This window comes from Streptomyces pactum (assembly GCF_016031615.1).
GTDB lineage: Bacteria > Actinomycetota > Actinomycetes > Streptomycetales > Streptomycetaceae > Streptomyces > Streptomyces pactus.
On the sequence record NZ_JACYXC010000001.1, the window covers coordinates 1,970,844 to 1,991,813 of the forward strand.

18 protein-coding genes and 3 tRNA genes are annotated in these 20,970 nt (G+C 76.7%); 7 read left to right on the forward strand and 14 right to left on the reverse strand.

All coding sequences use genetic code 11. The features are described 5' to 3' along the window. Window positions 1-56 precede the first annotated feature (56 nt). The 4 genes from mce to IHE55_RS07715 all read left to right on the forward strand — a co-directional run bounded on the left by mce (window position 57) and on the right by IHE55_RS07715 (window position 3,430). Window positions 57-569, forward strand: coding sequence for a methylmalonyl-CoA epimerase (gene mce / locus IHE55_RS07700; RefSeq protein ID WP_197988337.1), 513 nt, complete (start codon window positions 57-59; stop codon window positions 567-569). A gap of 17 nt (window positions 570-586) precedes the next feature. Further along, window positions 587-1,744 carry a beta-ketoacyl-ACP synthase III gene (locus IHE55_RS07705; RefSeq protein WP_197988338.1) on the forward strand — a complete coding sequence of 386 codons (1,158 nt, stop codon included), beginning with the start codon at window positions 587-589 and terminating at the stop codon, window positions 1,742-1,744. A 208-nt stretch (window positions 1,745-1,952) separates the two neighbouring features. Continuing rightward, window positions 1,953-2,192, forward strand: a complete 240-nt coding sequence (locus IHE55_RS07710; RefSeq protein ID WP_197988339.1) for an acyl carrier protein — start codon at window positions 1,953-1,955, stop codon at window positions 2,190-2,192. Then, a complete protein-coding gene (locus tag IHE55_RS07715) occupies window positions 2,192-3,430 on the forward strand; it encodes a beta-ketoacyl-[acyl-carrier-protein] synthase family protein (RefSeq protein ID WP_197988340.1) in 1,239 nt (412 codons plus the stop codon). The genes IHE55_RS07710 and IHE55_RS07715 overlap by 1 nt, the downstream gene beginning before the upstream one ends. A 1,384-nt stretch (window positions 3,431-4,814) precedes the next feature. Here the strand turns inward: IHE55_RS07715 and IHE55_RS07720 are convergent. The 4 genes from IHE55_RS07720 to IHE55_RS07735 form a co-directional block, all read right to left on the reverse strand. Further along, window positions 4,815-5,240: an OsmC family protein gene (locus IHE55_RS07720; protein ID WP_197988341.1), complete on the reverse strand. Its 426-nt coding sequence runs from the start codon at window positions 5,238-5,240 to the stop codon at window positions 4,815-4,817. 149 nt (window positions 5,241-5,389) lie between these two features. Beyond that, window positions 5,390-5,992 (reverse strand): histidine phosphatase family protein, encoded by a 603-nt coding sequence (locus tag IHE55_RS07725; protein ID WP_197988342.1) that lies wholly within the window; start codon window positions 5,990-5,992, stop codon window positions 5,390-5,392. Then, a complete protein-coding gene (gene trxA / locus IHE55_RS07730; RefSeq protein ID WP_197988343.1) occupies window positions 5,985-6,437 on the reverse strand; it encodes a thioredoxin in 453 nt (150 codons plus the stop codon). The genes IHE55_RS07725 and trxA overlap by 8 nt, the downstream gene beginning before the upstream one ends. Before the next feature lie 88 nt (window positions 6,438-6,525). Then, the gene (locus tag IHE55_RS07735) at window positions 6,526-7,620 is read right to left on the reverse strand and encodes a S8 family peptidase (protein ID WP_197988344.1); all 1,095 of its coding nucleotides are present in this window, start codon (window positions 7,618-7,620) and stop codon (window positions 6,526-6,528) included. Window positions 7,621-8,359: 739 nt separating this feature from the next. On the opposite strand from IHE55_RS07735, the gene IHE55_RS07740 reads away from it, so the two are divergent. Beyond that, on the forward strand, window positions 8,360-8,716 hold the full coding sequence (locus IHE55_RS07740) for a chaplin (RefSeq protein WP_197988345.1): 357 nt from the start codon (window positions 8,360-8,362) through the stop codon (window positions 8,714-8,716). Between the two features lie 664 nt (window positions 8,717-9,380). Here the strand turns inward: IHE55_RS07740 and IHE55_RS30900 are convergent. The 6 genes from IHE55_RS30900 to IHE55_RS07775 all read right to left on the reverse strand — a co-directional run bounded on the left by IHE55_RS30900 (window position 9,381) and on the right by IHE55_RS07775 (window position 14,156). Then, window positions 9,381-11,519, reverse strand: a complete 2,139-nt coding sequence (locus IHE55_RS30900) for an ABC transporter ATP-binding protein (RefSeq protein ID WP_443742618.1) — start codon at window positions 11,517-11,519, stop codon at window positions 9,381-9,383. Between the two features lie 279 nt (window positions 11,520-11,798). Beyond that, on the reverse strand, window positions 11,799-12,587 hold the full coding sequence (gene modA, locus IHE55_RS07755) for a molybdate ABC transporter substrate-binding protein (RefSeq protein WP_197988346.1): 789 nt from the start codon (window positions 12,585-12,587) through the stop codon (window positions 11,799-11,801). Between the two features lie 473 nt (window positions 12,588-13,060). Beyond that, window positions 13,061-13,462: a TOBE domain-containing protein gene (locus tag IHE55_RS07760; RefSeq protein WP_197988347.1), complete on the reverse strand. Its 402-nt coding sequence runs from the start codon at window positions 13,460-13,462 to the stop codon at window positions 13,061-13,063. Window positions 13,463-13,744: 282 nt separating this feature from the next. Beyond that, window positions 13,745-13,818, reverse strand: a tRNA-Ile gene (locus IHE55_RS07765). A 187-nt stretch (window positions 13,819-14,005) separates the two neighbouring features. Beyond that, window positions 14,006-14,078: transfer RNA gene (locus tag IHE55_RS07770), tRNA-Asn, on the reverse strand. A 5-nt stretch (window positions 14,079-14,083) separates the two neighbouring features. Then, a tRNA-Asn gene (locus IHE55_RS07775) sits at window positions 14,084-14,156 on the reverse strand. Between the two features lie 213 nt (window positions 14,157-14,369). Here IHE55_RS07775 and IHE55_RS07780 point away from each other — a divergent pair. Continuing rightward, entirely contained in the window at window positions 14,370-14,657 is a 288-nt protein-coding gene (locus IHE55_RS07780; RefSeq protein ID WP_197988348.1) for a YtxH domain-containing protein, read from the forward strand. 43 nt (window positions 14,658-14,700) lie between these two features. Continuing rightward, on the forward strand, window positions 14,701-16,146 hold the full coding sequence (locus IHE55_RS07785) for an FGGY family carbohydrate kinase (RefSeq protein WP_197988349.1): 1,446 nt from the start codon (window positions 14,701-14,703) through the stop codon (window positions 16,144-16,146). A 332-nt stretch (window positions 16,147-16,478) separates the two neighbouring features. On the opposite strand, the gene IHE55_RS07790 is transcribed toward IHE55_RS07785, so the two are convergent. The 4 genes from IHE55_RS07790 to IHE55_RS07805 all read right to left on the reverse strand — a co-directional run bounded on the left by IHE55_RS07790 (window position 16,479) and on the right by IHE55_RS07805 (window position 20,544). Continuing rightward, window positions 16,479-16,739: a hypothetical protein gene (locus IHE55_RS07790; RefSeq protein WP_197988350.1), complete on the reverse strand. Its 261-nt coding sequence runs from the start codon at window positions 16,737-16,739 to the stop codon at window positions 16,479-16,481. Between the two features lie 425 nt (window positions 16,740-17,164). After that, window positions 17,165-17,512 carry a GvpU-like protein gene (locus IHE55_RS07795; protein ID WP_197988351.1) on the reverse strand — a complete coding sequence of 116 codons (348 nt, stop codon included), beginning with the start codon at window positions 17,510-17,512 and terminating at the stop codon, window positions 17,165-17,167. Between the two features lie 254 nt (window positions 17,513-17,766). Next, the gene (locus IHE55_RS07800) at window positions 17,767-18,978 is read right to left on the reverse strand and encodes an RNA polymerase sigma factor (RefSeq protein ID WP_307826557.1); all 1,212 of its coding nucleotides are present in this window, start codon (window positions 18,976-18,978) and stop codon (window positions 17,767-17,769) included. Between the two features lie 714 nt (window positions 18,979-19,692). Next, window positions 19,693-20,544, reverse strand: a complete 852-nt coding sequence (locus IHE55_RS07805; RefSeq protein WP_197988352.1) for an SAM-dependent methyltransferase — start codon at window positions 20,542-20,544, stop codon at window positions 19,693-19,695. Window positions 20,545-20,970 lie beyond the last annotated feature (426 nt).

Below are 20,970 nucleotides of genomic sequence, written 5' to 3' on the forward strand. Positions count from 1 at the left end.
CCGGCCGTCCGTACCCCGCCCGGGGACGCCGGCCGGGCCCGTCAGGAGTGATGTCCATGGAGACCCAGCAGAACCCCACCGCCGCGGCCGGGACGCCCGGCGCCGAAGGCCGGCCGGACGTCACCGGCGCCCTGGTGTCCGGGTTCGGCCTGGTCCGGATCGACCACGTCGGGATGGCGGTCGCCGACCTCGACGAGGCGATCGGCTTCTACCAGCGCACCTTCGGCATGGCCTGCGTGCACGTCGAGGAGAACGCCGAGCAGGGCGTGCGCGAGGCGATGATGGCCGTGGGCCCGGACCCGGCGGGCGGTCACCTCCAGCTGCTCGCGCCGCTGGACTCCAGCTCGATGATCGCCCGCTTCCTGGACCGTAGCGGCCCGGGGGTGCAGCAGATCGCGTACACCGTCACCGATCTGGAGGCGGCCTGTACCGAACTGCGCGCCCGTGGCGTGCGGTTGCTCTACAACACCGCCAAGCGCGGCACCGCGGGCTCGAAGGTGAACTTCGTCTTCCCCGCGGACGCCGGCGGCGTGCTGGTGGAGCTGGTCGAACCGGCCCCGGCCGGCTGATGGTGGAGGAGTACCGGATGCCGCCCACCGACACCCCGCCGGCCGGTGCCGGGCCCGCGCGCCCGGCCCGGCGGGCCGCCCCCGCACCGGCCGGCGTACGGCCGTCCCCGGACCCGGACCCGGCTCCGGGTGCGGGACCGGACGCCGGACAGGCCGTCGGACCGGACGCCGCGCCGGGGCGTGCGGCGGTGCTGTGCGGCCTGGGCACCTGGCTGCCGCCGCGCTCGGTCTCCAACGAGGAGCTGTCACAGGAGCTGGACACCTCCGACGAGTGGATCCGCAGCCGTACCGGGATCGGCCGCCGCCATGTCGCCGACCCGGCCACGGCCACCTCGGACCTCGCGGTGGAGGCGGGCCGGCGGGCGCTGAAGTCCGCCGGTCTGGAGGCCGTGGACGCGGTGGTGCTCGCCACCACCACCCCGGACCGGCCGTGCCCGGCGACCGCCCCGCTGGTCGCCGCGCAGCTGGGTCTGGGGACGGTGCCGGCGTTCGACGTGGGCGCGGTGTGCACCGGCTTCCTGTACGCGCTGGCCGCGGGCAGCGGGCTGATCGCGCTGGGCACGGCGCGCACCGTGCTGGTGGTGGGCGCGGACAAGTACTCCGGCATCCTCGACCCGCACGATCGCTCGACCCGGGTGATCTTCGGCGACGGGGCCGGGGCGGTGGTGCTGCGGGCCGGCGACCGGACCGAGCCCGGCGCCCTCGGCGCGCCGCTGCTGGGCAGCGACGGCACCGGCGCGGACCTGGTGACGGTGCGCTCCGGCGGATCGCGGGAGCCGGTGCGCGCGGACACCGCCGGCGCGGCCGACCCGTACTTCCGGATGGACGGCAAGACCGTGTTCCGGCGGGCGGTGGAGCGGATGGCGGACACCTCGGTGGCCGCCGCCGGGCAGGCCGGCTGGGCGGCCGGGGACGTGGACGTCCTCGTGGCGCACCAAGCCAACCTGCGCATCCTGTACGCCGTCGCCGACCGGATGCGGCTGCCCCGGGAGCGGTGTGCGGTGCACCTGGACCGGGTGGGCAACACCGCCGCCGCCTCCATCCCGCTGGCCCTGGCGGACGCGGTGGCCGCCGGCCGGCTCCGGCCCGGCCACCGCACCGTGCTGACCGCCTTCGGGGGCGGCCTGACCTGGGGCGCCTGTGCGCTCCGGTGGCCGGAGCTGGCCCCCGCCTGACCCCCCGGGCGCGGCCCCGCGCCCCGCCCGTCGCCCCCCGCCCGTCGCCCCCCTCCCGAGACCCGCCCCACCCGACCGACGACCCGCCACGACGACCCGCTCCACCCTGACCGGCCGGCACGCCCCGACCGGCCTGTACGACCCGCACGACCGACCCGAACCAACGACCCGGACGACCGACGTCCCGATCGCACCGAGGAGTGACACGATGAGCAGCACCTACGACCGTCTGGTGACCCTGCTGACCAACGGTTTCGGCATCGAGCCCGGCGAGGTCTCGCCGGAGACCACCTTCGAGGAGCTGGACCTGGACTCGCTGGCCCTGGTGGAGCTGACGCTGGCGGCCCAGGACGAGTTCGGCATCCAGCTCGCCGACGACGACCTGCACGCCGCCAACACCCTGGCCCAGACGGTCGAGGTGCTCGACTCCAAGCTGGTGACCCTCTGATGGGCGGGGCCGCGGCACCCTTCGGCGCGGCGGTCACCGGCATCGGCATGGTCACCCCGGCCGGGGTGGGGACCGAGGCGGCCTGGGAGCGCATCCGGGCCGCCGAGGGCACCGCCGCCGGGCGGGTGCCCGCGCTGGACGGCATCCCGGCCGATGTCGGCTGCTGGATACCGGAGTTCGACGCCGCCGCCACCCTGGGCCGGCGCAAGGTCTGGCGGCTGGACCGCAGCACCCAGCTGGCGCTGGCGGCCGCCGCCGAGGCGCTGGCCGACTCCGGCCTGGACCCCGCCACCTGGGACGACGCCCGGGTGGGCGTGGTGCTGGGCAACGGCGTCGGCGGCACCGCCACCTGGGAGAAGAACCACGACGTACTGCGGGAACGGGGTCCGGAGAAGGTCTCCGCGATGCTGATCCCGATGCTGATCGTCAACATGTCCGCCGGGTACATCGCCATGGAGTACGGGGCCCGGGGCCCCAACTTCGTCACCGCCACGGCCTGCGCCTCGGGCACCACGGCGGTGGGCGCGGCCCGGGACCTGCTGCGCAGCGGCGCCTGCGACGTGGTGATCACCGGGGGCACCGAGTCCTGCCTGACCCCGTCGATCATCGCCGGCTTCCAGCAGATGGGCGTGCTGTCCAACCGGCGTGACGATCCGGCGGCGTCCTCCCGGCCGTTCGACGCCCACCGGGACGGCTTCGTCCCGGCGGAGGGCGCGGCCGTCCTGGTGCTGGAGCGGCCGGAGGACGCCCGGGCACGCGGCGCCCGCATCCGGGCACTGGTCAGCGGGTACGGGGCCTCCGCCGACGCCTACAACGCCACCGCCCCCGACCCGGAGGGCGCGGGCGCCGAACTGGCGTTGCGGGCGGCGCTGCGCGACGCCGGGCTGGGCCCGGACGCGGTGGACCACGTCAACGCGCACGGCACCTCCACCCCGCTCAACGACCTGGCGGAGGCCCGGCTGATCCGCCGGGTGCTGGGCGACCGGCCCGCGGTGACCTCGGTGAAGGGGGTGACCGGGCACGCCCTGGGGGCGGCCGGGGCGATCGAGGCCGCGGTGACCGCGCTGACGGTGGAGCAGGGGATCATCCCGCCCACCGCCAACCTGGACAGCCTCGATCCGGCGATCGAGCTGGACGTGGTGGCCAAGGCGGAGCGGACCGGGCCGGTGGAGGCCGCGGTCAGCAACTCCTTCGGCTTCGGCGGCCAGAACGCGGTGCTGCTGATGACCCGCCCCTGACCCGGCCGGCCCGGCGCGGGGCCCTTGTTCCGGGCCGGCGGGGTCCTTGTTCCGGCCCCGGCGCGGGCCGGCCCGCGTTCCGGCACGGGCCGGGCCGTCGTCGGCGGCCGGTCCGGGCCCCACCTGCCCGACCCGCCGGGACCGGGCCGGACCGGGACCCGTTCCGGCCCGGCCCGGCTCGTGTTCCGGCCCGGACCATGCTCGCTGTGTCCAGATCGGGCCGGGGTTGTCTGCTCGGCCCGCCCGGGCTCGCTGTGCCCGTGCCGGGTCCACCCACCCGGTCCTGAGGTGCACCGGGCCGCGTCCCGGCCCGGGCGGGACCCGGTACAGCCCCGCCGGGCCCGGTACGGCCGGGGGCCCGGTACGGGCGGAGCGGTTCCGGCGTCCGCCTGGTGGCCCCCGGCCCCGTCCGGCCCGCGTCGGTCCGACGGGTACCGGCTCTGGCGCCGGCCGGGTCCGTGCCGGCCCCTTCACCTGCGGCCCGCCCGGTCCGGGCGTCCATCCATCGGACGGCGTCCGCCCCCGTCCCGCGTCGGAGGGGCGACGCGGGACCCGCCGGCCTCGTCGGCACCGGCATGCCGGGCCCGTCGGCGGTCCGTCCGGCGGGGCACCACCCCACCGGGCCCGAACTCACCTGCCCAGGCCGACCTGCACCCGTCCGCGACCCCGTTCCGACCCGGCCAGGTCGGTGGGCGGACCTGTTCACCTGCGGCCCATCCGGTGGTCGGCCACCCACCGGGCCGACGTCCGCCTGCTCGATCCGCCTCCGCCCGTCAGGCCCGCCCCGCGCCGGCCGAGCGCGCGGCAGCTGCCCGCCTCGTCGGCACCGGCCGACCGGGCCGGCCGACGGCCCGTCCGGCGGGGCAGCACCTGCCAGGATCCGCGTCCGCGAACCGGACATCCACCACCTTCCGCGTCCGCGGACCGGACACACCGGGTCCCGGCGCCCACCGGGCCGCTGCGCTTACGCACCGCGCACGCGTCCGGCGCGGTCGCTCCCGCCGGCCACCGGAGGCTTGGACGGGCCCGTACCGGCCTCCCGGTCGCCGGACCACCAGAACCGGCAGCCGGGCACCGGCACGCGAACGGCCCCGCCCCGGCGCACCCCCGGGCACGCCGGGCCGCCGCTCCAGCGGGACGACGCCCGGACAGACCCGGACGGCCCCGGCGTGCACCCGGACGGCCCGGGGGGCGGGACCCGGACGGACGGCATCCGGACGACACGGGTGGGGACCCGGACGGCACCCGGACAACGCCCCACCACCGCGGCGCCGCACCCCCGGCACGCCGGGTCCGCGAACCGCGCGGGCGCCGGGCCACCGGGGCGCGCGGAAGCGCCCCGGCGCCCCGGCGCCCGGGAGGGCCGCCGTGCGGCGGCCCGGGGTCAGGCGAGCTTCGCGCTGAGCGTGATCTCGGTGCCGGAGAGCGCCTGGCTGACCGGGCAGTTCTTCTTGGCGTCCTCGGCCGCCGACTGGAACGCCGCCTCGTCCACGCCCTCGACCTGGCCCTCCACGCTGAGGTGGATGCCGGTGATGCCGGTGCCCGGCTGGAAGGTCACGTCCGCCTGGGTCCGCAGCTGGGTGGGCGGCGTACCGGCCTGGGTGAGGGCGTGCGAGAGGGCCATGGAGAAGCAGCTGGAGTGGGCCGCGGCGATCAGCTCCTCGGGGCTGGTCTTGCCGTTGGCCTGCTCGGCGCGGGACGGCCAGGAGACCGGCTGCTCCCCGATGCCGGAGGAGTCGAAGGAGACCGTGCCCTGCCCCTGGGTCAGGTTGCCGGTCCAGACGGTGTGCGCGGTGCGCGTCGTTGCCATGCTCGATGCCTTCCTGGATGACCGCTGGTCGATACGGTTGCCGACGGCGAGAGTTCACGTACGCACCGGTGGTGCGTCACCCGAACGGCGCCGTCCTGGCGATCACCCGGGCGGTGCGGGGCCGGTCCGGCCGCGCACCGCCCGGTGATCTACTCCGAGCCTACGTTCCACGCGAGCATCACCGGGCGTCCGTGCTCGGTTCCCAGCCGGGAGAGCGTGCCGGTCTCCAGCCGGAACAGCGCCCCGGCGGCCGGCGGCAGACCGAGCCGGCGCGCCGTCAGCACCCGCAGGAAGTGGGAGTGGGCGACGAGCACCACGTCCCCCTTCCCGCCGTCCGGCCCCAGCAGCGGCCCGATGCGGGCGAGCACCCGGTCGGCGCGCTCCCCCACCTGCTCGGGTGACTCGCCGGGGTGCCCGGGCGGGCCGGGCACCACCCCATCGGTCCACAGCTGCCAGCCGGGTCGGGCGCGGCGGATGTCGGCGGTGGTGATGCCCTCGTAGCCGCCGTACTCCCACTCGTGCAGCGCCGGTTCGGTCCGGGCGTCGTCCAGCCCTGCCAGCCGGGCCGTCTCCTGGGCCCGGGCCAGCGGGCTGACCAGGGTCAGCGCGCGCCGGCGGGCGGCGAGCAGCGGGCGCAGCGCACGGGCCTGGCCGCGGCCGTGCTCGGTGAGCGGCAGATCGGTGCGGCTGGTGTGCCGGCCGTCGCGGCTCCACTCGGTCTCGCCGTGGCGGACCAGCAGCAGCTCACCCACGGCCGCCCGGCCCCCCGGACGGCTGCCCGCCGTCACCGCCCTGCGCCACGTTGTCACCGCCCTGCGGCCCGCCGTCCCCGGCCTGCCGCTGGGCCTCGGCGACCGAGGCGCGCACCTCGTCCATGTCGAGCTCCCGGGCCTGGGCGATGACGCTCTCCAGGGCCTTTTCGGGCAGGGCTCCGGGCTGCGCGAACACCGCGATGTTCTGGCGGACGATCATCAGGGTCGGGATGGAGCTGATGTCGAAGGCCGCGGCCAGTTCGGGCTGGGCCTCGGTGTCCACCTTGGCGAAGACCAGGTCCGGGTGGCGCTCGGCGGCCCGCTCGTAGACCGGGGCGAACATCCGGCACGGGCCGCACCACTCCGCCCAGAAGTCGATCAGGACGAAGTCGCTCCCGGAGACGGTCTCGTCGAAGTTGTCCTTGGTGAGTTCCACCGTGGTCATGGCTGACATCCCTGCTTCCGGTCGGGTGGCGGGTGCCCGGCCACGGTAACCGGCCGCGGCCGGGCGGTATTCCTGAGCGGCGCGCCGCTCACAGGTCGCCGGTGCTGACCAGCAGCGGGGGCGTGCCGGTGGGGGCGCCGGAGCGGCTGGTGTCCATACCGCCGGTCGCGTTCCGGGTGAGCCAGGACGCCAGGGTGGCGTACGGGGCGTCGCCGCGGGCGTCCTTGTACAGCGCGGCGACGCCGGTGACGTGCGGCGCGGCGGCGGAGGTGCCGCTCAGCTCGCGGAAGGTTCCCTTCAGGTGCGCGGAGCGGATGTCCACGCCGGGCGCGTTGATCTTCACGCAGCGGCCCCAGTTGCTGAACGGGGCCCGGCGGTCCCGCCGGTCGACGGCCCCCACGGTGAAGCCGCTGCGCGCGGCGGCCGGCGAGACGGTGCAGGCGTCGGCGTCGGAGTTGCCGGCGGCGACCACCGGGAACACCCCCGCCCCGGCGAGGTCCTCCACGGCCCGGTCCACCGCGGCCGACCGCGGGCCGCCCATGGAGAGGTTGGCGACGGCGGGCGGGCGGGCGTGCTCGGCGACCCAGTTCACCGCGGCGATGACGGTGGAGTTGGTGGTGAGTCCGGCGCAGTCGAAGACCCGTACCGACACCAGGGTGGTCCTCTTCGCCACCCCGGACCTGGCCCCGCCGACCGTACCGGCGACGTGGGTGCCGTGGCCGGCGCAGTCCCGCGCCCCGCGGCCGTCGTCCACGAACCCGGCGCCCGCCACCGCCCGGCCGCCGAACTCCGGGTGCTCCAGCTCGATGCCGCTGTCGATGATGTACGCGCGGACCTTCGCCCCGGTGGCCTTGACCGAGTAGCCGACCCGGCCCGCCTCCCGGCCGTCGATCCGGGACAGGTTCCACGGGACCTCCGCGACCTTGGTCACCGGGCCCGGCCGGGCCGGGGCGGCGCCCCGCATGTCGCGCGGCATGGTGACGGTCGCGTCCTGCTCCACCGCCTCCACACCCGGCTGGTCACGGATCACGTCCAGCTGGGCCGGGGTGAGCCGGGCGGCGAACCCGGGGTGGGCGCGGGTGTAGGTGTACATCGGCTTCACCCCCGCCCGCGCGGTCATCGTGCTCGGGCTGACGCCGGAGGACAGCGAGACGATGTACTGCCCGGGAATCGCGCCCGCCACCTTCACCAGCGGGGGCGGGGCCGGGGCGGGCGGGGCCCGGGGCCGGGGGCGGCGACGCCGCGGCGGACGCCGGTACGGCGGTGACCGGAACCACGGCTATCAGGGCGGCGGCGGCCGCCAGGGGCAAGGCAGAGCGCATGGGCGGGTCCTCTTCATCCACGTCACCGGGACGCTCCCCGGCACGTCCGGTTTATCGACGGCGGCCGGTGACGGCACGGCCGGTTGGGCCATCCGGCCGCACCCGGCACCGCCCCGGGCCGCCCCGGCCTGCTCCCGGCCCGCCCCGCGCCCGGCGGCACGGCGGCGCCGGACCGCCCCGGCCTGCCCCGGCCCGCCCCGCGTCCGGCGGCACGGCGGCGCCGGACCGCCCCGGGCACGGGTGCCTCACCCGCGGCAACGGCCGGTGCGCCGGCACCGGCGGGGGCGGCGTGCCGGCACACCGGTCCTGGGGTGCGGGGACGGACGGGGGTCGGTGGCCGGTGGTCGGACACGGGCGCGGGCACGGGCGCGGGCCGACGTCCCTGCGCGGCCGCCGGGCCGGTGGCCCGGTACGGGCGGAGGGCGATGTCCGGTACGGGCGGGGCCCGGTGGCCCGGGCACGGCCGGGGGCGGCACCGTACGTCCGGACGATATAGGGCCATCCGGGTGGTATGCCCCTGTGTGCCGGACACCTCCACGCGCTCCGATCGTTCACCAGGCGACCGCAGTTACCCACTGAATTCAGCGAAAGGGAGAGCTCGTGAAGCGACTCTCGAAAGCCGTCGTCCTGACCGCCACCGCGGGGATCACCGTCCTCGGTGCCGCGGGCGGTGCCGTGGCCAACGATGGCGGTCACGGCCACCACGGCAAGAAGCCCCAGGGCAAGCACCAGACCGAGAACAAGAGCAAGGACAAGAAGCAGAAGGACGTGAAGTTCTCCGCCGATCACAAGGGCTCCGGCGCCAAGGCCGACGCCGTGGCCGTCGGTTCGCCCGGCGTCATCAGCGGCAACGTGATCCAGGTCCCGGTGAAGGTTCCGGTCAACGTGTGCGGAAACACCATCGCCGTCCTCGGCGCGCTGAACGGCTCTGCGGGCAACGTCTGCATCAACCACTGACGTCAGGCTCCCTGAAGCGGCCGTCCCGCACCCCGCGGGGCGGCCGCTTCCGCATGTCCGCGCACCGGATGCGGAGCACGGGCCCGGCCACCGTGCCGCCGGGGGCGGCGACGGCGGCGCCGGGTGCCGGAAGCGGTGACGCGGTGACGCGGTGACGCGGTGACGCGGTGACGCGGGAGGACGCTCGGGCGCGGTGACGCGGGACGGTGCCGGGAACGGCGGTGCGCGCGCGGCGAGTCGGCACGTCCGGTACGGGCCACCGCCGCGCGGACGGCGAGGCGCCAGCGGGCGGTGACGGCGACGCTTCCACGGATCGCCGCCCGGCCCGTCCTGATGAGCAACGGGACTCGAACCCGCGACATTCACGATTGGCGGTCCGGGGCCCGGCAGTTCCTGGGCACCGGCCGGCGGCACCACGCTGCTCCGCCCGCCGCCGTCCGTTCCCGGACGGCGAGAGGCCCTGTCCCCGGACGGCGCCGGCGGACGGCGCTCCGGCCGTCCGGAGGCCCTACGTTCGCCGTCCGGGGGCCGTACGCCCGGGAGTTCACGCGTCCGGGGACCGTGCGCCCCGCGAGCACCGGGCGCCCGGTGCTCAGGTGCTCAGGTGCTCAGGTGCTCAGGTGCTCAGGTGCTCAGGTGCTCAGGTGCTCAGGTGCTCAGGTGCTCAGGTGCTCACCAGCGTCACCTCGGTGGCCTTGACGCTCACCCACACCGGGGTGCCGTCGGCCAGCCGAAGATCGGCCGCCGCGGCCGGCGTGATCTCGGCGACCAGGTCCGGGGTGTGTCCGGTGGCCACCAGCACCCGGAGCCGGCCGCCCAGGGCGGTGATCTCCCGTACCCGGCCGGGCCAGTTGTTGCGCGGGCTGCCGGCCGGCCGCCCTCGGTGCAGCGACACCGCCTCCGGCGGAATGACCGCCAGCGCCGGGGCGCCGGGGGGCAGCGGGTCCGCGGCCACCACCAACTGCCCCCCGTCGGGCAGCCGCAGACCGTCCTCGGCGGTGGTCCCGGCCCAGGCGTTGCGGCCCAGCATCCGGGCCACCCACACGGAGCGGGGGTGCCGGGTCACCTCGGAGGGCGGGGCGTCCTGCACGGCCCGGCCGCCGTCCAGCACCAGCACCCGGTCCGCCAGCGACACCGCCTCCACCGGGTCGTGGGTGACGATCAGGCACACCCCGCCGAACCCGCGCAGATGGGTGCGGAGGGTGTGCCGCACCTGGGCGCGGGTGGTCTGGTCGAGGGCGGCCAGCGGCTCGTCGAGCAGCAGCAGCCGGGGGCGGGCCGCCAGCGCCCGGGCCAGCGCGACCCGCTGCGCCTGGCCGCCGGAGAGCTGGGCGGGCCGGCGGTGGGCCAGCGCGCCCACGCCGAGCCGGTCCAGCCACTCCTGCGCCTCGGCCCGGGCCCGGGCCCGCGGCACCCCGCGGGCCCGCAGCCCGTACGCGGTGTTGGCCAGGGCGGTCAGGTGCGGGAAGAGCGCGCCGTCCTGCGGCACCCACGCCACCTGGCGCCGGTGCGGCGGCAGCCCGGTGATGTCGGTGTCGCCCAGCCGCAGGGTGGCGTGCGCCCGGTCGGTGAGCCCGAGCAGCGCCCGCAACAGGGTGGTCTTGCCCGCCCCGTTGGGGCCCACCACGGCGATGGTGGTGCCCGGCCCGGCCTCCAGGGTGAGCCGGTCGGCGCCGGTGACCTCGGCGCGCATCGCCCAGCGCCCCCGCGTCCGGCGCGGACTGCCCGCCGGCCGCCGCCCCGGCGCCGCCGCCCGCGGCGGCCACCGCGCCCCCGCCCGGCCCCGGCCCGCCCCCCGGCGCCCCCGGTGTCTCCGGGCCGCCGTCCCGCTCGCCTTGCTCGGCCGGGGCCGGACCGTCCCCCCTCGGCCGCAGCCGGCCCGGCGTCCACCTCGGCCGGGGCCGGACCGCCGTCCCCGGCCCCGGTGCCCGGCCCGTCCGGCGCGGCGGCCTCCTCCGGCCGGCGGCGGGGCATGCCCCGGGCGGGGCCCAGGAAGCGCCCGCGCAGCGCCACCAGCACCACGGCGGCGATGGCGAGCAGCAGCAGCGAGACGGAGGTGGCGGCCTCCGGGTCCTCCTGGAGCAGCAGGTAGACCTGGAGCGGCAGCGTCTGGGTGGTGCCGGGGAGGTTCCCGGCGAAGGTGATGGTGGCGCCGAACTCCCCCAGCGCCCGGGCCCAGGTGAGCGCGGCCCCGGCGAGCAGTCCGGGGGCGACCATCGGCAGCGTGACGGTGCGGAAGACCCGCACCGGGGAGGCCCCCAGCGAGGCGGCGGTCTCCTCGTAGCTGGGGCGCATCCCGGCGAGCGTGCCCTCCAGGCTGATCACCAGGAACGGCATCGCGACGAAGGTGGCGGCGAGCACCGCGCCCGAGGTGTGGAAGGGCAGGGTGATGCCGAAGGTGTCCTCCAGCCACGGGCCGGCCACCCCGCGGCGGCCAAAGGCCAGCAGCAGCGCGACCCCGCCCACGGTGGGCGGCAGCACCATCGGCAGCAGCACCAGGGAGCGGACCAGGGCCTTGCCGCGGAACGGGACGCGCGCCAGCAGCCAGGCCAGCGGCACCCCCAGCAGCAGCGACAGGCCCAGCGACCAGCAGGAGACCACGAGCGAGAGGCGGAGCGCCTCGGTGACCTCCGACCGGGTCAGGTGCCCGCCCAGATCGCCCCAGGCGGTCCGGGAGACGATGCCCACCAGCGGCAGCAGCAGGAAGGCGATGGCCAGCAGCGCGGGCAGCGCGAGGGCGAGCGGCGTGCGCGCCCGGGGCGCGCCGGAGCGGATACGTCTCATCGGTCTCCCTGTCTGTCACTGCCCGCGGTGTACCGCTCCGTACTGTCACCCACCCGCGCCCCGCGAGCCCCCCGCGCCCCTGCCGGTCACACCCGGCCCGCCGGCCCGGGCACCCGGTTCACCGGCCCGGCGGCCGTCCGCGCCGGGCAGCGGACCGCGCCCGGCGCGGGGACGGCGCCCGACGGGACGACCGTGCCCGGGGCAACCGCTCCCGCCGGACCCGGCGCGCCCGGCGGCGGCCCGGTACGGGGAGCGGACCGGGTACGGGCGGCGGGCGGGGTCCGGCGGGCGGGGTGCGTCATGGCTGCTGGAACCCGGCGTCGCGCAGGATGCGCTGCGCCTCGGGCCCGCGCAGCCAGGCCACGAAGTCCGCCGCCTCCTTCGCGTGCGGCGCCTCCTTGAGCGCGGCGGCCGGGTAGGAGGCGATGGCGTTCCGCTCGTCGGGGATGGCCACCGCGTCCACCTTCCCGGGCTCGGCCGCGGCGTCGGTGGCGTACACCAGGCCGGCGTCGGCCTCGCCGAGGGCGACCTTGGAGAGCACCGCGCGCACGTTCGGCTCCTCGGAGACCGGCCGGACGGTGAGCTTGGCGGCGTCGAGGACGCGCGCGCTGTACCGGCCGGCCGGGACCTGGGGCGCGGCGAGCACCACCTTCAGCTTCCGGTCGGCCAGGTCCTCCAGGGCGTCCACCCGGTGCGGATTGCCCTCCTCGACCGCGATCACCAGGCGGTTCCTGGCGATGACGGCGGGGGTACGGGTGTCGGCGCGCAGCCCGTCCATGGTGGCGGTGTCGGCGGTCACCAGCACGTCCGCGCCGATGCCCTGCCGGACCTGGGCGGCCAGCTCCTGCGAGCCGGCGAAGGAGAAGGTCACGGTGGTGTCCGGGTGGCTGTCCCGGTAGGCCCGCCCGGCGGTTTCGAAGACATCGGTGAGCGAGGCGGCGGCGAGCACCGTCAGCTCCACCCGGTTCCCGCCGTCCGCGTCCCCGTCCTTCCCGCCGTCGTCACCACCGCAGGCGGTCAGCGGGACGAGCAGCGCGGCGGCCAGCAGCGCGACCAGGGCGCGCCGGCGGCGGACGGTTCGGGGCATGGGAGTCCTCCTCGGGTACGGGTACGTGCGCGGGGGTACAGGGGTGCCGGGTACGGGTCGGGGGGCGCCCCCCGGAACGCGGCGACGGCAGCGCCCGGCGGCGCGGAACGACGGACCGCCGGAACGCCCCGGGCGGACGCGGCACCGGCGGCGCCCCCGGGCCCACCGGACAGGACCGGCCCGCGCCCCGGGCCCACCGGACACCGACCGGCCCGCACCCGTCACCCGGAACGGCACCGGCACGGCGCCACCGGGGGCGCGCACCCGCGGGGCCGCGGGCCGTCCCGCCGGCCGGAACCGGCAGCCCGGCCGCACCGTCACGGCGGCACCCGCAGCGCGGCAAGCCGTCCCGGCACCCGGGCCGGCACGGCGGCATCCGGCGCCGGGACCTCCCGCGGTCGCGGCGGCCCTGCCGGCGTGGCGGCCGGCGGGAGCGCCCGGGCCTGATGCGGCGGCGGTGGCCGCACGGGGCGTCAGACGCGGTCGATGTGCACGCTGGTGGCCTTCACCCGGGCGGTGGCCTCCATACCGACCTCCAGCCCGAGGTCCTCGACCGCTTCCCGGGTGAGCAGCGACACCAGCCGGTGCGGCCCGGCCTGGATCTCCACCTGGGCCGCCACATCGCCGAGCCGGACGGCGGTGACGATGCCGGGGAACGCGTTCCGCACCGAGGTGCGGGGCTCCTCCCCGTCCTCGTCCACGGCACCGGACCGGGCCAGCGCCACCGAGAAGGCGGCCAGGTCACGGCCGTCGATGAGGCGCCGGCCGGACTCGTCGCGGTGGGTCGCGATCCGCCCGGCGTCGGCCCACCGGCGGGCGGTGTCCGGGCTGACGCCCAGCAGCCGCGCCGCCTGACCGATCGTGTATTGCTGCATGTGCGGCACAGTAGGCGGGAACACCTCGCAGCTACAACCTCAGCTGACTTTTTTCATGGCAAACGCCAACCCGCTCGGATGAACGTACGAACCCCCTGCCCCCCGGCCGCCACCGGCCGTGCCCGCGACCCCACCCCCCTGACGCCCGCAGCGCCGGCGGCCCGCGCGGGCCCCACGGGCGGAGGGCCGGAACCGGCCCCGGACACGACGAAGGCCCCCGCCGGGGCGGGGGCCTTCGCGATGGTGACGCGGGTCATGTCAGGTGCGGTGACGCGACCCGGGTGGGGCGGGTGGGACTCGAACCCACGACCGACGGATTATGAGTCCGCTGCTCTAACCGGCTGAGCTACCGCCCCGAAACGGCGCGTCGCGTACATCTGTACGCGCCGTCTGCCGCAGCATAGCCGCTCATACGATCTGCTGCCCCGGCGGGCGGCAGTCATCCGGCATGCTCGCCTTCAAGGACTTCGATCATCGCGATCCGGTTCCCGGCGGCGCCCGGGAAAATGAAAAAGGACCCCGGACGGGGTCCTTTTCCCTCTGCTCCCCCGACTGGACTCGAACCAGTAACCCTCCGGTTAACAGCCGAATGCTCTGCCAATTGAGCTACAGGGGACCGAGCTCCCCCGACTGGACTCGAACCAGTAACCTGCCGGTTAACAGCCGGCTGCTCTGCCAATTGAGCTACAGGGGATTGCTCCGTGTGCCTCGAATGCGCCCCTCTCCGGTCCCCCGGACGGCGCGCGCTCGCTGCGACACATACATTAGCGCAAGCAGGGGGGTGCTCCGCCAATCGGTATGCCACCGGTGACCCGCGCGTCGCCGGCGGGTGAACCCCGGCCGCGCGGGGTAGGCGGAGCGCGGTCCCCCAGAGGTACCCCAGGTGTGGTCTAGGGAAGGCAGAGCGATGCGCTACCGACTGACGTTCATGACCGGTGTGGCTGTGGGATACGTCCTCGGCGCGCGAGCCGGACGCGAGCGGTACGAACAGCTGTGCAAGAAGTTCCAGCGGTTCACCGAGAACCCGGCGGTGCGCAACACCGCGGAGGCCGCCGCGCTCGGCGGCCGCAAGGCCGCCACCAAGGCGTTCGGCAAGGTGGAGGAGCGGCTGCCGGACTCGGTGTCGGACCGGGTGCACTCGATGCGCGGGCAGCGCGGCGGGACGGACGACGGCTGGGGCACCTCCAACACCTGACCTGCCCCTCGCCACCGCCCTCGATAGGGCATCATCGTGGACCATGGGCATAGTCGCCGGATTGGACAGTTCGTCCGAGAGCACGCGCATCGTCGTCTGCGACACGGACACGGGCGCGGTACTCAGGCACGGGTACGCCCCGCACCCCATGACTGGCAGCGATGTGGACCCGCAGGCGTGGCTGCTGTCGCTGGGCGAGGCCGCCGAGGGCGGCCTGCTGGAGGGCGTGGAGGCCATCGGCGTGTCCGCGCAGCAGCACGGCCTGCTCGCCCTGGACGCGGGTGGTGTGACGGTACGCCCCGCCATGATCGGCAACGACCGCCGGGCGCAGGCCGCGGCGGCCGACCTGATCGACGCGCTGGGCGGGCGCGGCGCGTGGGCGCAGGCCGTCGGCGCGGTCCCGCAGCCCGGGCTGGCGGTGGCGAAGCTGCGCTGGCTGGCCCGGAGCGAGCCGGAGTCGGCACGGCGGGTGGCGGAGCTGCTCCAGCCGCACGACTGGCTGGTGTGGCAGCTGCTCGGCCGGCCGGCCCGGCGCACCACCGACCGGGGCGCGGCGTCCGGCACCGGCTACTGGTCGGCGGCGACCGGCCAGTACCGCACCGACCTGGTGGAGCTGGCCCTGGGCCATCCGGTGCGCCTGCCGGAGGTGATCGGCCCCGCCGAGCCCGCGGGGCACACCCCGGAGGGGCTGCTGATCTCCGCCGGCACCGGCGAGACGATGGCGGCGGCCTTCGGGCTGGGGGTCGGCATCGGGGACGCGGTGGTGTCGCTGGGCGCCTCCGGCTCGGTGTTCGCGGTGCACCACGAGGCGCTCGCCGACCCCGGCGCCACCATCACCGGGTACGCGGACGCGACCGGGATGCACCTGCCGGTGGTGCACACGCTCAACGCGGTGCGGGTGCTGCGCGGCACCGCCGAGATGCTCGGCTGCGACCTGGAGGAGCTGTCGGCGCTCGCCCTGAAGTCCACACCGGGCGCCTCCGGGCTGGTGTTCCTGCCGTACCTGGAGGGCGAGCGCACCCCCCACCTGCCGCACACCGCGGGCACGTTGAGCGGTCTGCGCCGGGAGAGCATGAAGCCCGAGCACCTGGCGCGGGCGGCCTTCGAGGGCATGCTGTGCGGCCTGGCCGACGCCCTGGACGTGCTGCGCGGGCGCGGCGTGGAGGTGCGCCGGATCTTCCTCCTCGGACCCTCGGCGGACCTGCCGGCGGTCCGGGCCATCGCCCCGGCGCTGCTGGGCGCGCGGGTCGTGGTGCCGCAGCCGGCGGAGTACGCGGCGCTGGGCGCCGCCCGGCAGGCCGCGTGGGCGCTGGGCGTCTCGCGCGGCACGCTGTCCCCGCAGGCGCCCCCGGTCTGGCCGGCGGCGGCCAGCCAGGTCTTCGAGCCGGGCGACGAGCTGCCGGTCGGCCAGGCCGTCCGGCAGCAGTACGCGGCGGTGCGCGACCAGACCCATCCGGGGGCCTTCGACCACGGACCGGCGGCCGTCTGAGCCGCTCCCCGTGACGGGGGCGCCGACGGTCCGGGGCAGGGGCGGGTTCGGTGGCCCGCTCGTGGCCCAGCTGGGCCCGGGACCGACCGTGGCGGATGCCGCGGGGGTAGGGGTCACGTGCGCGGTGGGTCACGGCCGGTGCCCGGTCGGCCCGCCCGGCCGGTGCCCGGTGCCCGTCCGGCCCGCGTCCGGACGGCCGCGGTGGCCGGGCCGTGCGCCCGGGCCGGCGGTCACCCACCGCGGGTCCTTCGGCCGGGCGGCCGTACGTAGGCCCGGCGCGCGGCCGCCCGGGCAGGGCGCCGACGGTGGCCGTACGGTCCGCTCGGCGCCGGCTACGGTTCGGCGGAGCGGCGGGCCCGCGGTGGCCTCGGTGGCCGCGGGGCGTCCGGTTCACCGTCCAGCTCGTCGGCGGTCCCGGACAGCTCCCCCGCGGCACGACCCGGCTCTGCGGCGGCACCGGACAGCTCTCCGCCGGGCAGATCGTCGAGGATCCGGGAGAGCGGCAGCGGCCCGCTCAGCGTACGGGCGGCCACCAGGTCCGTGAAGCACGGGTCGCACAGCCCGTAGCGGACGCGCAGACCGAGGTCCCGCACCGTCGCGTCACGGTGGCCGCACTCCCCGCACCTGTCCCACCGCCGGCCCTCCGGCCCCTGCTCGCCCCGCTGGTGCACGTGCTCCCCACGCCCTTCGTTCGCCCGGGACGCCGGATGGCGGCGTCCCCCATGTGATCAGAGTGCGGGACGAAGGGCCCCGCAGGCCAGGGCGCCTGACGATCTGTTGGCCCGGGTCACCGCGGGCGGCACCGCGGGCGAGGCCCGGCGCGCCCGTTCCCGCCGCCGTACCGGGCGTACGCGGGGGGCCGGGACCCGGGGCGGTCGGGGGCCGGGTCGCCGGGAGCGGGGGGCCGGGCGCCGGGGCGTCGCGGGGAGCGGCAACGGCGGGCCCGGTGCGCCCGCCGCCGGGCCGGGTGGGGCGGGTCCGCACGGGTCCTCCACCGGTCGCCGCGCCCGGCGCAGGGCTACCGCACGCCCCAGGCGCTGACGGCCTGGAGCGACACCCGGAACACCTCGCCGAACGGTTCGGGCAGCGCTCGCGCCCCGGACAGGACCAGGCAGTCCCGCAGGTGGAGGAAGACCGGCGGGTACGCGCGCGGTTCCGCGGCCTCCCGTTCGAAGTCCTCCGCGAAGCGCTCCGCCTCCGGATCCGAGTCCCGCAGCCGCTCGGCGATCCGCGCCGCCCACTCCTGCTGCGGCGTGATCCGGCCGGTGATCACCGTGCCGTGGGCGACGACCGTGACGCGCGGCCCGGACCCCTCGATCTCGGTGCGGTTGATCAGGTCGATGAGGAGTTCGTCCGGGGCGTTCATGGCCGAGAACCCTAGCGGCGGGCGCGGCACCACCGGACGCCGGGCCGGGCGGCGGGCCCGCGGAACTCTGCCCGGAGCGGGGTGCGCCGCCTGCGGGCGGCGGGCGTGTGGCGGTCCGGGCGGCGGGCCCGTGGCGGTGCGGAGCAGGGGGTGGCGCCGCCGGGCAGGGTCGGGCACGGGCCCCGGGTGTCGGGTGACCGGACCCGGCGGGACCGCCCGGTGAGGGGCCCGGCCCGGAGGCTCAGCCCGGAGGCTCAGTCCAGATAGCCGCGGAGCTGGTCGGCGAAGGTGTGGTCGCGCAGTTTGTTCAGCGTCTTGGACTCGATCTGGCGGATGCGCTCGCGGGTGACCCCGAAGATCCGGCCGATCTCCTCCAGGGTGCGCGGGCGGCCGTCCACCAGCCCGTAGCGCAGCTGCACCACCTTCCGCTCCCGCTCGCCGAGGGTGGAGAGCACCGCCTCCAGGTGCTGTCTGAGCAGCAGGAACGCGGCGGATTCCACGGGCGAGGCGGCGTCCGCGTCCTCGATCAGGTCGCCCAGCGCCACGTCCTCCTCCTCGCCGACCGGGGCGTGCAGGGAGACCGGTTCCTGGGCCAGCCGCAGCACCTCCAGGACCCGTTGCGGCGTCAGGTCCAGCTGGGCGGCGACCTCTTCGGCGGTGGGCTCGTAGCCGCGCTCCTGGAGCAGCCCGCGCTGCACCCGCACCACCCGGTTGATCAGCTCCACCACGTGCACCGGGACGCGGATGGTGCGGGCCTGGTCGGCGAGCGCCCGCGACATGGCCTGCCGGATCCACCAGGTGGCGTACGTGGAGAACTTGTAGCCGCGGGCGTAGTCGAACTTCTCCACCGCGCGGATCAGTCCGAGGTTGCCCTCCTGGACCAGGTCGAGCATGGTCAGCCCGCGGCCGATGTAGCGCTTGGCGACCGAGACCACCAGCCGGAGGTTGGCCTCGATGAGACGGCGCTTGGCCATCCGGCCGAGCACCACCAGCCGGTCCAGGTCCAGCGCCAGCTGCTCCTCCAGGTCCGGGTTGTTGCTCAGCTTCTCCTCGGCGAACAGCCCGGCCTCGACGCGCCGGGCCAGCTCCACCTCGTCGGCCGCGGAGAGCAGGGGTATTCGGCCTATCTCCCGCAGGTACTGGCGGAACAGGTCGGAGGAGGGGCCGCCCGCGTCCAGCCGCACCGCGGGCCCCGGCGGCCCAGGTTCGTCCGGCACCTCCGGGACCGGCAGGTCCGGGACGGGCAGCTCCTGGGCCGCCAGGTCCGGGACCGGCAGGTCCGGGGCGGGCACGTCCCGCGCGGGCACGTTCCCGCCGGACGGTTCCCCGGTCCGCGGGTCCGGTCCGGCGGCCGGGGCGTCGGGAGGGGTGTGCGCCTCCGCGGCCTCGGGGCGGCGCGGCGCACGCGGCTGCCGCGGCACCGCGGGCAGGGCTTCGGCGAGGTGGGCGAGGCTCTGGGTCTGCACGGGGCGACCTCCAGGGTGATCGCTGCTGACGCGGCAGGACGATCGGGAACGGCTGGGGCGGCCGGGCCGCCGTCCGTCCCGTACACGGTGAGCGGATCCGCGGGGGATCCCGGCCCGGCCTGGCCACACACCGCCGCGCTGACGGGAACTCGGACACCGCACCCCAGTGTGGGGTACGACACAGCCTCGCCACGAGGGTCGTGCGCGCACTTTTTGCTATGCGCGGCGTGACGGACCGGTTACGGACAGGTCGCCGGGTGCCACGCCGCCGTTCCGGGGCACCGGGGTCGTCATCTGGCCGAACCGCGTCCCCGCGCGGGTACTTGGAGGGCGGCGGTGCGCCGGAGGGTACGTGCCGCGCCCCGGCGGCGCCCTCGTGCGGCCCTGGGGGCGGAGGGAGAGCAACCCGGGACGCGTGCGGGGCGCCCCCCGGCGGCCGGAGCTGCGTGGGAGAGCCGAGGGAGCGCCGGAGGCGAAGGGGTGCGGGACGGCGAGGGGGGCGCGGGAGGGTGCAGGGCCGGAGGAGGGTGCGGGGCGCGGCACGGACGCCCGGCCGCACCGTGGGCCAGGCCGCTGCTCCGGAGCGGACGGCACACGACGCCGGGGGGAGAGGCCCCGCGGTGGGGAACGGTGCGGGAACGACGGCGGCCCGGCCGGCGGGCGGACACCCTCGTCGCCGAGGGTTCCGCGCCGCGCGACCGGGCCGCCGGGTGGTCAGGACTTGCGGAGCACGCCGCCGTACTCGTAGATGCCGGTGTTCCGCTCGGTGGCGCCCAGGTACGGCTGGAGCTCCGGGGTGACCGGGGCCAGCGGCGGCTGGTCGCTGTCGGGGCGCCAGTGGATCAGGTTGCACATGCCCGGCTCGACCGGCTCCAGCCCGTCGAGGAACGCGTCCACCTCGGCGGGGGTGCGGGTCTGCCAGGGAATGCCGAAGTCCGCGATGTGCCGCGTCATCTCCGCGCCGCGCGCCGGGTCGTCGGCCACCACCTGGGACAGGCCGAGGTAACTGCCCGGCGCAGCCTGGTCGATGATGGTCCGCAGCACCCGGCGGGGGTCGTCCGCATCGGCGAGGTGGTGCACCACGGAGAGGAAGAGCACCGCCACCGGCTGGTCGAAGTCGATCAGGCGGCGCACGTCCGGGCGGTCCAGGAGCTGCTGCTGCTCGCGCATGTCACCGGTGATGACGGTGGTGCTGGAGTCGTCCGCGAGAAGGGCCCGGCCGTGGGCGAGCACGATCGGGTCGATGTCGACGTAGACGACCTTGGCGTCGGGGGCGAAGCGCCGCGCGACCTGGTGCACGTTGTCGTCGGTGGGCAGCCCGCAGCCCATGTCGATGAACTGGCGGATGCCCGCCTCCCGCGCCAGGTAGCGCACCGCGCGGAAGAGGAACTGGCGGTTCTGCCGGGCGATGTCCACGCACTCCGGGAAGTGCGGCAGCGTCCGCATCAGGAACTCGCGGTCGATCGCGTAGTTGTCCTTGCCGCCGAGCATCCAGCCGTAAGCCCGGGCCGAGGTCGGCTTGTCGTTGAGCTTCAGCGGCATCTCGGGCCGGTTCTCACTGCTCATGGCGCACTCTCCGTTGTTCTCCCGCCGCGGCCTCACCGGGCCGCTCGCCAGGGCCGAGCCTACCGGGGCGCCCGCGGCGGCGAACGGCGCCCCTCACCGGCGACGGCCTCGGCGTCCGGGTGAACTCACCCGGCGGGCCCCGAGGTTGCCGTCGGGTGAACGACCCCGGCACGCCGGGCTGCGGCACGGACCCACGGGTCGAGGGGCGACGGGTTGACGCAGGCCGACGGTGACGGTGCGTCGGGGTGACGGAGTGTCGGCACATGGGCTTCGGGGTGACGGCGCGTCGGCAGCGGTGCGGCGTCGGAGTGACCCGGGCCGGAGCGGCGCGGGCCGGAGTGACGCGGAGCCGGCACGGGTCCCGGCGGGCGGCACGGGCCGGGCGGGGCGAGGTCGGGCGGGGGCTGGGCCGGGAGGCACGGGCCG